Origin of the sequence: Paracoccus sp. 22332 (assembly GCF_052045125.1) — a bacterium.
Taxonomy (GTDB): Bacteria; Pseudomonadota; Alphaproteobacteria; order Rhodobacterales; family Rhodobacteraceae; genus Paracoccus; species Paracoccus haematequi_A.
On record NZ_JBQEOI010000005.1, the window covers coordinates 88082 to 101393 of the forward strand.

Consider the following 13312-nt stretch of genomic DNA (forward strand, 5'->3'; position numbering starts at 1 on the left):
AGAACCGGACCATGAAGACACGTCACAAAGCGCTTTCCGTCCACCTTCTGACCGCCACCGGCGCCGTCCTGTCCATGCTGGCCATGCTGGCCGCGGTCGAGGGCGAATGGTCGCTGATGTTCTTGTGGCTGGTCGTGGCCCTGGTCGTCGACGGCATCGACGGTCCGCTGGCGCGGCGATACGATGTCAAGATCAACTCGCCGACCTATGACGGCGTGCTGATGGACCTGATCATCGACTATCTGACCTATGTGTTCATCCCGGCCTACGCGCTGTTCAAGTCGGGGCTGCTGTCGGGCTGGACCGGCTGGTTCGCGATCATCGTCATCGTCTATGGCAGCGTGATCTATTTCGCCGACACGCGGATGAAGACCAGGGACAATTCCTTTTCCGGCTTTCCGGGCTGCTGGAACATGGTGGTGCTGGTGCTGTTCGCCACCGATCCGCACTGGACGGTGATCCTGACGATCGTCGTCGCGCTGACCGTGGCGATGTTCCTGCCGATCAAGTTCATCCACCCGGTGCGCACCGAACGGTGGCGGGCGATCTCTCTGCCCGTTTCGATCCTGTGGTGCGTCTTCGCGGCCCGCGCCGCCTGGGTCGATTTCCATCCCGACAGCTGGGCCAACTGGGGGCTGGTCGTGACATCCTTGTGGCTGATGCTGGCGGGGGCCGCGCAGCAGCTGCTGCCCGAACGCGCCTGACGGAGGACGCCGATGATCCATGCCCTGAAACCCCTGGCGGCGCTGATGCTGCTGGCCCTGCCCGCAAGCGCCCAGGACGCCATCACCCTGGGCATGGTGCTGGAGCCGCCGAACCTCGACCCGACCGGCGGCGCGGCGGCGGCCACCGACGAGGTGGTCTATGCCAATGTCTTCGAGGGTCTGACCCGCTTCGGCCCGAACGGCGCCATCGAGCCTGCGCTGGCCGAACGCTGGGACGTTCAAGAAGACGGCCGTGTCTATGTCTTCCACCTGCATGACGGCGTGACCTTCCATAACGGCGCGGCTTTCGATGCCAGCGACGTGGTGTTCACGCTGGACCGCGCCCGCGCGCCCGATTCGACCAATGCCCAGAAGGTGCTGTTCCAGGGCATCGAGACGGTCGAGGCCGTGGATCCGCTGACCGTCCGCGTCACCCTGACCGTGCCGGACGGCAACTTTCCCTTCAAGATGGCCTGGGGCGATGCGGTGATGCTGGACCCGGCCAGCGTGGACGACCTTGCCACCCGGCCTGTCGGCACCGGCCCCTTCCGGTTTGACCGATGGGTCCAGGGCGACCGGATCGTGCTGACGGCCTTTGACGGCTATTGGGGCGAAAAGCCCGCGCTGAAGACCGCGACCTTCCGCATCATCGGCGACCCCTCGGCGGCGTTTGCCGCGATGATGGCAGGCGACGTGGATGCCTTCCCGAACTTCCCCGCGCCCGAGACGCTGCCGCAGTTGCAGGCCGATCCGCGCTTCCAGGTGATCGTCGGCACCACCGAGGGCGAGACGATCCTGGCGATGAACAACGCCCGCGCGCCTCTGGACAATATCAAGGTCCGTCAGGCCATCGCCCATGCGATCAACCGCCAAGACATCATCGACGGGGCGATGTTCGGCTATGGCACGCCCATCGGCAGCCATTTCGCGCCGCACCACCCCGATTACGTCGATCTGACCGGGTTGTCGGAATACGATCCCGAAAAGTCGAAGGCCCTTCTGGCCGAGGCGGGGGTCGGCCCGATCACGTTGCGCCTGGCCCTGCCGCCCACCCCCTATGCCCGTCGCGGCGGAGAAATCGTGCAGGCCCAGCTTGCCGCCGTGGGCATTCAGACGCAGATCGCCAACATGGAATGGGCGCAATGGCTGGAAACCGTCTTCAAGGGCGGCGATTTCGACCTGACGATCATCAGCCATACCGAGCCGCTGGACATCGATATATATGCCCGCCCCGACTATTACTTCCGCTATGCCAGGCCGGATTTCGTCGCGCTGATGGACCGCTTGCAGGCCGCCGTGACGCCCCAGCAGCGCAGCGATCTGTATCGGCAGGCGCAGGAGATGATCGCGAACGATTACGTCAATGCCTTCCTGTTCCAGCTTGCCAAGACCGGCGTCGCGGATGCCCGGATCCAGGGGCTGTGGGAAAACGCCCCTACCCAGGCCAACGACCTGACCAAGGTGCGGTGGGCGCCCTGACATGTCCCGGCTGCGCTGGATCCTGTCGCGGCTGCGCCGGACGCTGTGGGTGCGCGTCGCGCTCTATGCGGTGCTGGGGGTCGCGGCGGCGGTGGCGGCGACGCTGGCCGCCTGGTTGCCCTGGCCCCTGCCCATCGACATCAGCGCCGAAGCGATCGACAGCCTGCTGAACGTCATCGCCAGCAGCATGTTGGCGGTCACGACCTTTTCTGTCACGGCGCTGACCTCGGCCTATGGCTCGGCCACCTCGAACGCCACGCCCCGCGCCACCCGCCTGCTGACCGAGGACGACTTCATCCAGTCGGTGCTGGCGACCTTCATCGGGTCGTTCCTGTTCAGCATTGTGGGCCTGGTCGCGCTGCGGGTCAGCGTCTACGGCCCGCAGGGCCGGGCGCTGCTGTTCGTGACCACGGTGCTGGTCATCGTCCTGATCGTGCTGGCGCTGCTGCGCTGGATCCACCAGCTGACCAAGCTGGGCCGCGTGGGCGACACCATCGACCGGCTTGAGGACGCGACCCGCCGGTCCATGCAGGCGCGGCTGGACCTGCCCTTCCTGGGTGGCCGCCCGCTGCCCGACGACGCGCCCGACGCCCCCGCCATCCTGTCGGACCAGGTGGGCTATGTCGAATTCATCGACACCGCCGCCCTGTCCGACCTGTGCGAGGATCGCGGCATCGGGCTGGACATCCGCGTCCTGCCGGGCGCCTTCGTCTATCACGGCAGCACGCTGGCCGTGCCGCGCGGCGGAACCGTCGACAACGATCTGGCCGACCGGGTGCATCGCGCCTTCACCATTTCGGCCGCGCGGTCCTTCGACCAGGATCCGCGCTTCGGCGTGATCGCCCTGACCGAGGTCGGAATGCGCGCCCTGTCCGCCGCCGTCAACGATCCCGGCACCGCAATCGACGTGATCGGGCGGCATGTGCGGCTGCTGACCTTCTGGGGCGACGGCTGGCACAAGGCCGAGACGCAGGAACCCCGCTATCCCCGCCTGCGTCTGCCGCCCCTGCGCCACGAGGACATGCTGGACGACGCCTTCTACATAATGGCGCGCGAGGCTGCGGGCCATATCGACATCCTGACGCGGCTGATCAAGGGCCTGGACGCGCTGACCCGCACCGGCCCCCAGGCCGCGCGTCAGGCGGCGGCTGCGCAATTGCGGCTGGCGGCCGACCGGGGCCTGGCGGGCCTGCCCAGCCAATATGACCGCGACCGCCTGCGGCAGGTGCTGGAGGGCCTGGATCGCGGCTGGCGCGGGGTGTGATGTCCGGTTCGGCGCTTTTGCGGGTCTTTTCCGGGCCTGCCGCCTGTGTCTTGGGCTTTCTTCTGCTGGTCACGGCGGCAGGGTGGTTTTGGCTCGGGCCAGAGCGTGACTTCGGCGGGGCCGAGCATCTTGACCATGCTGTCATCCGAAACCTGCGGTCTGATCCCGAACCCACCGCGATCACGCTGGACCGCATCCTTGTCTCTGACGCTGCGATGGTTTGCATCATCGCGCCCTATTTCGACCTGGCGCTGCATGACAGCCCGCATGGGGCCTTGATCCGCCGGATGGATCGGGACTTCAGCCATGACGGGGTGGTCCGCGTGGGATTGTTCGACCCGGCAGGGGGAATGCTTGCGGATCTGTCCCTTCCACGGCGCATGGTTGATGTTGAACCCGGGTTTCGCTCTGACTGTCGTCCGCCGGGACATATCCTGGTTCAACGTGACGGGGATCGATCAAAGGTAATGGTTCTGCAACGGCGGCCCTGAGGCAATTTCCCCTTTTCAAACACTTTCCTCGACGGCATAGTCCCCGCCATGACCCGGATGCTGGACATTCCCGCCGCCTCGACCGCGCCTTTCGGCGCGCGTCTGGTCGTGAACCTCCGCGGTCTGCTGCTTCTTACGCTGCGCTGAGCGGGTCTCCGGGCCGCCGCTCAGCCAGGAACGTGCCCGGTCATTCCCGACAGACCCCGTAAGAAAGCACATCCCATGACCGACAAGAACCGCGTCGTCATCTTCGACACCACCCTTCGCGATGGCGAGCAGTCGCCCGGCGCCACCATGTCCCACGAGGAAAAGCTGGAAATCGCGTCCATGCTGGACGAGATGGGCGTGGACATCATCGAGGCGGGCTTCCCTATCGCCTCCGAAGGCGATTTCGCCGCCGTGTCAGAGATCGCCAAACAGGCGAAGAACGCCGTGATCTGCGGTCTGGCCCGCGCGCAGTTGCCCGACATCGACCGTTGCTGGGAGGCCGTGCGCCACGCGAAACGCCCGCGCATCCACACCTTCATCGGCACCTCGCCCCTGCACCGGGCGATCCCGAACCTGGACATGGACCAGATGGCCGAACGGATCGAGCAGACCGTGACGCACGCCCGCAACCTCTGCGACAACGTGCAATGGTCGCCAATGGATGCGACGCGGACCGAACATGACTATCTGTGCCGCGTGGTGGAAATCGCCATCAAGGCGGGCGCCACCACCATCAACATCCCCGATACCGTGGGCTATACCGCCCCGCGCGAATCGGCCGATCTGATCCGCATGCTGCTGGAACGCGTGCCGGGGTCGGAAAACGTGGTCTTCGCCACCCATTGCCACAACGACCTGGGCATGGCGACCGCCAACGCGCTGGCCGCCGTGGAAGCAGGCGCCCGCCAGATCGAATGCACCATCAACGGCCTGGGCGAACGGGCGGGCAACACCGCGCTTGAGGAAGTCGTGATGGCGCTCAAGGTGCGCCACGACATCATGCCCTTCGACACCGGCATCGACACCACGAAGATCATCGGCATTTCCCGCCGCGTGGCCCAGGTCAGCGGTTTCCCGGTGCAGTTCAACAAGGCCATCGTCGGCAAGAACGCCTTTCTGCACGAATCGGGGATCCACCAGGACGGCGTGCTGAAGAACGTCGAGACCTTCGAGATCATGCGCCCCGCCGACATCGGGCTGAATGAAACCAACATCGCCATGGGCAAGCATTCGGGCCGCGCCGCCCTGCGCGCCAAGCTGGCCGATCTGGGATACGAGGTCGGCGATAACCAGTTGAAGGACATCTTCGTGCGCTTCAAGGCCTTGGCCGATCGCAAGAAAGAGGTCTATGACGAGGATATCGTGGCGCTTGTCCAGGACGCCTCGGCCAATACCGGCGACGATTTCCTTCAGGTCAAGCACCTGCGCGTGGTCTGCGGCAGCGACGGGCAGTCGGCGGATCTGACAATGGTCGTGGACGGGCAGGAACAGACCGTCCATGCCACCGGGGACGGCCCGGTCGATGCCTGCTTCAATGCCGTGAAGCAGATCTTCCCGCACAATGCGACGCTGAAGCTGTATCAGGTCCATGCCGTGACCGAAGGCACCGACGCCCAGGCCACCGTCAGCGTGCGGATGGAGGAGGACGGCCGCATCGTGAACGGCCAGGCCGCCGATACCGACACGATCCTGGCCAGCGTCAAGGCCTATGTCGGCGCGCTGAACCACCTGATCGTGCGCCGTACGCGGGCGGGGCGCGACGGCAAGGAAATCAGCATGTATTCGCACTGACGCCCGTTCACGGCGGATGCTTTCCAGCCCCGGTGCCACGGCGCCGGGGCTTTCCGTATTAAGCCTGTACAAAAAGACAGCCGCGCGGCATCGTCATTTCGTTGACGTAAACGTCATGGCATGAGAGATCCCTCGCCAGGCAGAGAATCTGCCGGGCCTTTTAATTGTTTTGGTGCTGAATGCGCCAGTAAAGAGGATAAGATGCGCGCCTTCTGTCTTGCCATCGCGACCGCCCTGATGGCGGCCGGGGCTGCCAACGCCGCCACCCTGACCGAGGGTACCGGAGCCGCCGAATTTTCGCACGACTGGAAAAACCCCACCATCGTCGCCGCAGGCGTCGATCACATTTCGGGCAGCTGGGACGTCCAGAACGATCACGACATCCTGGGCTTCACCTCGCTGAAGGCGGGTGCGCAGACCATCACGCTGACCTTTTCGCCCAAGACGCCCATCGGCGCGACCGACTGGTCGTTCTCGGCCGGGGGCGAACTGCGCTATCAAACCTATGCGCCGAAATACAGCGCCTGGGAGGGCACGACGTTCGGCAGGGTCGCCCTGAACCACGCGAACCGCGGCGGTGATTTCACCTATGCGCTGAACCTGGGCGACGATTTCGCCGGCGTCCTGTATTTGGGCCTTTACGGCACCCATGGCAGCCTGAACTACAACATCGCCGTTCCGGGCAATGCCGTGGCCGAACCCCAGCCCGCGCCGGTCCCGCTGCCCGCCGGCGCCGCGCTGCTGCCCGCCGGTGTTGCCGCGCTGGCCCTTCTGCGCCGTCGCCGCAAGGCGCGCTGACGGTCAGGCAATCTATGAAGGGTGCCCTCGCCGGTCGGGGGCGCCCTTTTTCATGCCTGCGCCGCATCTGCGCCCCGCAACCAGGGCATGTGCCCGGTTCCGCCGATCACGGCAACGGGGCTTTCGCGCCGCAGCCGAGGCTTCTATATGGGGACACCACCTGGGAAGCTTCGCGCGTCGATTCCGCGCCGTGGCTGCGCCATAGGCGGACAAGAACGGGCATCAGCCGGTGAAACCGGCGCGAAAGGGATACGGGCATGGCATTCGGCGGTTTGTTTTCGACCGACATCGCAATCGACCTCGGGACGGCGAACACGCTGATCTATGTGAAGGGCAAGGGGATCATCCTCAACGAACCCTCGGTCGTGGCCTATCACGTCAAGGACGGCAAGCGGCAGGTGCTGGCCGTGGGCGAGGACGCGAAGCTGATGCTGGGCCGGACCCCCGGCAGCATCGAGGCGATCCGGCCCATGCGCGAGGGCGTCATCGCCGATTTCGACAGCGCCGAACAGATGATCAAGCACTTCATCAAGAAGGTGTTCAAGCGCAGCGGCTTTTCCAAGCCGAAGGTGATCGTCTGCGTGCCGCACGGCGCGACCCCGGTCGAAAAGCGCGCCATCCGCCAGTCGGTGCTGTCGGCGGGCGCCCGCAAGGCCGGGCTGATCGCGGAACCGATCGCGGCGGCCATCGGCGCGGGGATGCCCATCACCGAGCCGACCGGCTCCATGGTCGTGGACATCGGCGGCGGCACGACCGAGGTTGCCGTGCTGTCGCTGGGCGACGTGGTTTACGCGCGTTCGGTCCGCATTGGCGGCGACCGCATGGACGAGGCGATCATCAACTATCTGCGCCGCAACCAGAACATGCTGATCGGCGAATCCACGGCCGAGCGGGTCAAGACCAGCATCGGTACGGCGCGGATGCCCGATGACGGGCGCGGTGCCACGATCATGGTGCGGGGCCGCGACCTGCTGAACGGCATCCCCAAGGAGATCGAGATCAGCCAGGCCATGGTGGCCGAGGCGCTGGCCGAGCCCATGCAGGCCATCTGCGAGGCGGTGATGGTCGCGCTGGAGGCGACGCCGCCGGACCTGGCCGCCGACATCGTGGATCGCGGCGTGATCCTGACGGGCGGCGGAGCGATGCTGGGCGACCTGGATCTGGCGTTGCGCGAGCAGACGGGCCTGTCGATCACGCTGGCCGACCAGCCGATGAACTGCGTGGCGCTGGGCACGGGCAAGGCGCTTGAATACGAAAAGCAGCTTCGCCACGTCATCGACTACGACAGTTGAGAGGCGGCCCGGAAGGGGGCTGCGTGAATGGCACGCAAGGGACCAGATTTCGCCACACCCGTGCGGCGCGTGCTGATCGCGCTGATGGCGCTTGTGCTGGTGGCGCTGTTCCTGTTCTGGCGCATCGACAGCCCGCGCGCCGAGGCGATGCGCATCGCCATCATCGACCGCGTGGTGCCCCGCTTCGAATGGGCCCTGGCGCCGGTCACGCGGGCCAGCCAGATGATCGGCGGGTTCCAGTCCTATGCCCGGATCTATGAGCAGAACCAGGAACTGCGCCGGGAGTTGCAGCAGATGCAGGCCTGGAAGGAAGCCGCCGTCCAGCTGGAGCAGGAAAACTCCAAGCTGATGGCGCTGAACAATGTCCGCATCGACCCGGCGCTGACCAGCGTCACGGGCATGGTAATGGCCGACAGCGGGTCGGCCTTCCGCCAGTCGGTGCTGCTGAACGTGGGCGCGCAGGACGGCATCGTCGAAGGCTGGGCGACGATGGACGGGCTGGGCCTTGTCGGCCGCATCTCGGGGGTGGGCCAGCGGACCAGCCGGGTGGTGCTGCTGACCGATCCGTCGTCGCGCATCCCGGTGACCGCCCAGCCGTCCGGTGAACGGGCGCTGCTGACGGGCGACAACACGTCGCTGCCGTTCCTGGATTTCATCGAGATGCCCGACAATGTGCGGCCCGGCGACCGGGTCGTCACCTCGGGCGATGGCGGGGTGTTTCCGCCGGGGCTGCTGGCGGGGCAGGTGGTCCAGGGCAGCGACGGGCGGATACGGCTGCGGCTGGCGGCCGATTACGGGCGGCTGGAATTCCTGCGGGTGCTGCGGTCCCATCCGGCCGAGATGGTGGTGGACAGCGGCGCGGTGATCGCGCCCGGCGACCGGGGCCTGATCGGACCGCAGCGGCCCGCCTCGCCGGTCGAGGCAGCGGTGGCGTCCGATCCGCTGGCCACGGGCGCCGAATGATGAACCGGCAGGTGCTGATCGGAACGATCCTGTTCTGCACGGCCATGGCGGTGCTGCTGTTCCTGCGGCTGCTGCCCCTGTCGCCGGGCACGACGCGCTGGCCGGGACCCGACCTGGAATTGTGCCTGGTGCTGGCCTGGATGCTGCGCCGTCCCGACCAGCTTGCCGCCCCGGTGATCGCCCTGGCCTTCCTGGTCCAGAACGCCATCCTGTTTCATCCCTTGGGCCTGTGGCCCGCCATCGTGCTGGCCGGATCCGAGGCCGCACGCCTGCGTGAGGGGCGTTGGCGCGATGGGCCGTTCATGGTTGAATGGCTGCGCGTGTCGGTCCTGATGGGCGTGATGATGCTGGGTTATCGCTTCGCGCAGGTGGTGTTCATGCTGCCGGTTCCGGCCCTGGGGCAGGTGATCCTGCAATACATCGCCACCGTCGCCGCCTATCCGGCGGTGGTGCTGGCCGCGCGCGTCCTGTTCGGGCTGCGCCGCGTCACCCTGGCGGAAGCCGAGCAGATGAGGTTCGCCCGATGACACGAACGCCGCGCCAGACCGGCGACACGGGCCGGGGCATCGGCCGCCGGGGGCTGTTGCTGGCGGGCATCCAGTTGGGCGTTGTCACGACCCTGGCGCTGAAGCTGCGGTCGATGCAGGTCGAACATGCCGAAGAATACCGGATGCTGGCCGACGGCAATTCGATCAAGATCCGCCTGCTGGTGCCCGCGCGCGGCCTGATTCACGACCGCAACGGCATCGTCATCGCCGGGAACGAACAGAATTACCGCGTCACCCTGACGCGCGAGGAAGCGGGCGGCGACGTGGAACCCGTGCTGCGCCGCCTGGCCCGGCTGATCCCGATCAGCGACGCCCGCATGGCCGAGCTTCTGGACGAATTCTCCAAGCGCAGCGCGATCACGCCCATCGTGCTGGCCGACCGGCTGACCTGGGAACAGTTCAGCTCCATCGCCGTGAACGCCCCGTCCTTGGCGGGGGTGACGCCGGAATCGGGCCTGTCGCGCGTCTATCCGCGCGCGGGCGACATGGCGCATGTGCTGGGCTATGTCGGGCCGGTATCCGATTACGACCTGTCCAAGATCGAGGATCCCGACCCGGTCCTGATGCTGCCGGAATTCCAGTTGGGCAAGGTCGGCTTCGAGGCCCGGATGGAGGACGTGCTGCGCGGCAAGGCCGGGCAGCGCCGGGTCGAGGTGAACAGCGCGGGCCGCGAAATGCGCCAGTTGTCCCGCCAGGAAGGCGAACAGGGCGCCACGGTGCAGATGTCGCTGGACGCGCGGTTGCAGAATTACGCCGCGCAACGCATGGGCACCGAAAGCGCCGCCGCCGTGGTCATCGACGTGCAGACCGGCGACATCCTGACGATCTGTTCCTCGCCCAGCTTCGATCCGAACAAGTTCGTGCGCGGGATTTCCTCGCCCGATTACAAGGCGCTGATGGAACATGACCACCGCCCGCTGGCCGACAAGACGGTGCAGGGGGTCTATCCTCCGGGATCCACCTTCAAGATGGTCACGCTGCTGGCCGGGCTGGAATCGGGCGTCATCAATGCCGGGACGCGCTTTTACTGCCCCGGCCATACCGAGGTCGGCGGCCGCCGGTTCCATTGCTGGCGCCGGGGCGGCCATGGCAGCGTCGATGCGATCACCAGCCTGTCGCACAGCTGCGACGTTTATTATTACGAACTGGCCCAGCGGGTCGGCATCGACCGCATCGCCGCCATGGCCCGCAGGCTGGGGCTGGGGCAGCGCCACGACCTGCCGATGTCCGCCGTCGCCGAGGGCATCGCCCCCGACCGGGCCTGGAAACAGGCGCGCCACGGCCAGTCCTGGCAGGTCGGCGACAGCCTGAATGCCTCGATCGGGCAGGGCTATGTGCTGGCCTCGCCCTTGCAACTGGCGGTGATGACCGCGCGCATCGCCACGGGGCGCGAGGTGAGGCCTCGGCTGGTGCGCGCCATCGACGGCGTGGCGCAGCCGGTGGCCGATTTCCCGGATCTGGGACTGAACCCGGCTTTCCTGCGCACCGCGCGCGCGGGCATGGACGCGGTGATGAATTCCGACAGCGGCACCGCCCGCCGGTCGCGCATCATCCGCGAGGACTGGCGCATGGCGGGCAAGACCGGCACCAGCCAGGTCCGCAACATCACCGCCGCCGAACGCGCACGCGGCGTTGTGTCGAACGACCAGCTGCCCTGGAACCGGCGCGACCACGCGCTGTTCGTCTGCTATGCGCCCTTCAACGCGCCGCGCTATGCGGTGTCGGTGGTGGTGGAACATGGCGGCGGCGGATCGGCGGTGGCCGCGCCCATCGCGCGGGACATCCTGCTCTATGCGCTGGCGGACGGGCTGCCGCCGCTGGATGCCGTGCCCGGCGACCAGCGGACCGAGATGGAGGAACGCCACAACGCCATGCACCTGTTCACCCCCGAACCGCCGCGCCTGACCAGGGCCTGACGCGATGTCCTATCTTGATTACAAGGTCGCCCAGACCCCGACCGGCATCCGCAAGATCCTGTATCTGAACTGGCCGCTGGTCTTCCTGATCGCGGCGGTGGCCAGCATCGGCTTCCTGATGCTGATCTCGGTCGCCGGGGGCCGGGTCGACACCTGGGCCGAACCGCAGATGTATCGCTTCGCGGCGGGCATGGTCATCATGATCGCGCTGGCCTTCGTGCCGATGTGGTTCTGGCGCGGGATTTCGGTGCCCGCCTATATCTGCTGCTTCCTGCTGCTGGTCGCGGTGGAACTGGTGGGCGAGATCGGCATGGGCGCGCAGCGCTGGATCGACATCGGCCCGATCCGGCTGCAACCGTCCGAACTGATGAAGATCTCGCTCGTGCTGCTGCTGGCGGCCTATTACGACTGGCTGCCCGCGCATCGGGTGTCGCGCCCCCTGTGGGTGCTGATTCCGGTGATCCTGATCCTGGCGCCGACGGCATTGGTGCTGATCCAGCCGGATCTGGGCACCTCGATCATGCTGGTGGCGGGGGGCGGCATCCTGATGTTCGCGGCGGGTGTGTCGCTGTGGTATTTCGCCGTCGTGATCGCCGCCGCCGTGGGGATGGTCGCCACCGTCATGGAAAGCCGGGGGACCGACTGGCAGTTGCTGAAGGACTATCAGTTCCGGCGCATCGACACCTTCCTGGATCCGACCGCCGATCCGCTGGGCGCGGGCTACAACATCATCCAGAGCCAGATCGCCCTGGGATCGGGCGGCTGGTCCGGGCGGGGCTTCATGCAGGGCACGCAGTCGCGGCTGAACTTCCTGCCCGAAAAGCACACCGACTTCATCTTCACCGTTTTGGCCGAGGAATTCGGCTTCGTCGGGGCCATGTCGCTGCTGGGCCTCTATACGCTGATCATCGGCTTCTGCCTCTATTCGGCGCTGTCGAACCGCGACCGCTTCGCCGCGCTGATCACGGTGGGCATCAGCGGAACGTTCTTCCTGTATTTCTCGATCAACATGGCCACGGTGATGGGGATGCTGCCCGCCAAGGGATCGCCCCTGCCGCTGGTCAGCTATGGCGGCACCTCGCTGATGATCCTGATGCTGGGCTTCGGGCTGGTGCAGGCCGCCCATGTCCACAGGCCGCGATGAGGATGCGCGTCCTGTTCGCCGCCCCCGATGCGCTGTGGCCGGAATGGGCGCCTGCCCTGACCGCCCTTGCGCCCGAGATGGATCTGGTGCGCCCCGATCTGGCGGCCGCCGATCCGGCCGGGATCGACGCGATCATCTTTGCGCCGGGCGGGCCGGTCAGCGACCTGTCGCCCTTCGTGAACGCGCGGCTGGTGCAAAGCCTGTGGGCCGGGGTCGAACGGATCGTGACAAACCCCACCCTGACGCAGCCGCTGGCGCGGATGGTCGATCCGGGGCTGGCGCGCGGCATGGCGGAATATTGCACCGGCTGGGCGATGCGCGCGCATCTGGGAATGGACCGTTACGCGCAGGACGGGGTCTGGCGCAACGCCCTGACGCCGCCCTTGGCCGAGGGGCGGCAGGTGACGATCCTAGGGATGGGCGAACTGGGCCGCAGCGTCGCGGCCATGCTGAGGGGCATCGGGTTCCGCATCGCGGGCTTCAGCGCATCGGGCCGCTCGGTGCAGGGGGCCGAGGTCACGACCGACCTGAGCCGCGCCCTGTCGCGTGCCGAAATCCTGATCTCCCTGCTGCCCGACACCCCCCAGACGCGGGGGCTGCTGGACGCCGACCGGCTGGCGCTGCTGCCGCAAGGCGCCTGGCTGATCAATCCCGGAGGCGGCACGGTGCTGGACGACGACGCGCTGCTGGCGGCCCTGGACGGCGGCCGGCTGGGCCACGCGGTGCTGGACGTATTCCGCACGGAACCGCTGCCCCCCGGCCATCCCTTCTGGTCCCATCCCCGCGTCACCGTCACCCCCCATATCGCCGCCGAGACGCGGGTCAGCACAGCCGCCCCCGTCGCGGTCGAGAACCTGCGCCGAGCCATGGCGGGCCGTCCGGTCCTGCATCTGGTGGATCGCGGGCGCGGTTACTGAACCGATCACGACTAACT

At 67.0% G+C, this 13312-nt stretch carries 11 protein-coding genes; all 11 read left to right on the forward strand.

What is annotated here, in order from left to right:
• Positions 1-11: 11 nt before the first annotated feature.
• Entirely contained in the window at positions 12-704 is a 693-nt protein-coding gene (locus ACTJI6_RS07635; protein ID WP_126153701.1) for a CDP-alcohol phosphatidyltransferase family protein, read from the forward strand.
• A gap of 12 nt (positions 705-716) precedes the next feature.
• Positions 717-2183 carry an ABC transporter substrate-binding protein gene (locus tag ACTJI6_RS07640; RefSeq protein ID WP_440799287.1) on the forward strand — a complete coding sequence of 489 codons (1467 nt, stop codon included), beginning with the start codon at positions 717-719 and terminating at the stop codon, positions 2181-2183.
• Position 2184: 1 nt separating this feature from the next.
• Positions 2185-3447, forward strand: a complete 1263-nt coding sequence (locus tag ACTJI6_RS07645) for a DUF2254 domain-containing protein (protein ID WP_440799289.1) — start codon at positions 2185-2187, stop codon at positions 3445-3447.
• Between the two features lie 713 nt (positions 3448-4160).
• A complete protein-coding gene (locus ACTJI6_RS07650) occupies positions 4161-5717 on the forward strand; it encodes a 2-isopropylmalate synthase (protein WP_440799291.1) in 1557 nt (518 codons plus the stop codon).
• A 201-nt stretch (positions 5718-5918) separates the two neighbouring features.
• Positions 5919-6515: a hypothetical protein gene (locus tag ACTJI6_RS07655; RefSeq protein WP_126153705.1), complete on the forward strand. Its 597-nt coding sequence runs from the start codon at positions 5919-5921 to the stop codon at positions 6513-6515.
• A 257-nt stretch (positions 6516-6772) separates the two neighbouring features.
• Positions 6773-7807, forward strand: coding sequence for a rod shape-determining protein (locus tag ACTJI6_RS07660; protein ID WP_126153706.1), 1035 nt, complete (start codon positions 6773-6775; stop codon positions 7805-7807).
• A gap of 27 nt (positions 7808-7834) precedes the next feature.
• Positions 7835-8770, forward strand: a complete 936-nt coding sequence (mreC, locus tag ACTJI6_RS07665; protein ID WP_440799294.1) for a rod shape-determining protein MreC — start codon at positions 7835-7837, stop codon at positions 8768-8770.
• Entirely contained in the window at positions 8767-9297 is a 531-nt protein-coding gene (locus ACTJI6_RS07670) for a rod shape-determining protein MreD (protein WP_126153708.1), read from the forward strand. Before mreC ends, ACTJI6_RS07670 begins: the two co-directional genes overlap by 4 nt.
• Complete coding sequence (mrdA, locus tag ACTJI6_RS07675; protein WP_440799296.1) at positions 9294-11234, forward strand: penicillin-binding protein 2; 1941 nt, start codon at positions 9294-9296, stop codon at positions 11232-11234. Before ACTJI6_RS07670 ends, mrdA begins: the two co-directional genes overlap by 4 nt.
• Positions 11235-11238: 4 nt before the next feature.
• A complete protein-coding gene (rodA, locus tag ACTJI6_RS07680; RefSeq protein ID WP_440799298.1) occupies positions 11239-12378 on the forward strand; it encodes a rod shape-determining protein RodA in 1140 nt (379 codons plus the stop codon).
• 2 nt (positions 12379-12380) lie between these two features.
• Positions 12381-13295 carry an NAD(P)-dependent oxidoreductase gene (locus ACTJI6_RS07685; protein ID WP_440799786.1) on the forward strand — a complete coding sequence of 305 codons (915 nt, stop codon included), beginning with the start codon at positions 12381-12383 and terminating at the stop codon, positions 13293-13295.
• Positions 13296-13312 lie beyond the last annotated feature (17 nt).

Bases quoted from the DNA above. Each gene is read 5' to 3' on its own strand.
- ACTJI6_RS07660 (WP_126153706.1), top strand. From the start codon at position 6,773: ATGGCATTCGGCGGTTTGTTTTCGACCGACATCGCAATCGACCTCGGG.
- ACTJI6_RS07655 (WP_126153705.1), top strand. From the start codon at position 5,919: ATGCGCGCCTTCTGTCTTGCCATCGCGACCGCCCTGATGGCGGCCGGG.
- mrdA (WP_440799296.1), top strand. From the start codon at position 9,294: ATGACACGAACGCCGCGCCAGACCGGCGACACGGGCCGGGGCATCGGC.
- ACTJI6_RS07645 (WP_440799289.1), top strand. From the start codon at position 2,185: ATGTCCCGGCTGCGCTGGATCCTGTCGCGGCTGCGCCGGACGCTGTGG.
- rodA (WP_440799298.1), top strand. From the start codon at position 11,239: ATGTCCTATCTTGATTACAAGGTCGCCCAGACCCCGACCGGCATCCGC.
- ACTJI6_RS07640 (WP_440799287.1), top strand. From the start codon at position 717: ATGATCCATGCCCTGAAACCCCTGGCGGCGCTGATGCTGCTGGCCCTG.
- ACTJI6_RS07635 (WP_126153701.1), top strand. From the start codon at position 12: ATGAAGACACGTCACAAAGCGCTTTCCGTCCACCTTCTGACCGCCACC.
- ACTJI6_RS07670 (WP_126153708.1), top strand. From the start codon at position 8,767: ATGATGAACCGGCAGGTGCTGATCGGAACGATCCTGTTCTGCACGGCC.
- mreC (WP_440799294.1), top strand. From the start codon at position 7,835: ATGGCACGCAAGGGACCAGATTTCGCCACACCCGTGCGGCGCGTGCTG.
- ACTJI6_RS07685 (WP_440799786.1), top strand. From the start codon at position 12,381: ATGCGCGTCCTGTTCGCCGCCCCCGATGCGCTGTGGCCGGAATGGGCG.
- ACTJI6_RS07650 (WP_440799291.1), top strand. From the start codon at position 4,161: ATGACCGACAAGAACCGCGTCGTCATCTTCGACACCACCCTTCGCGAT.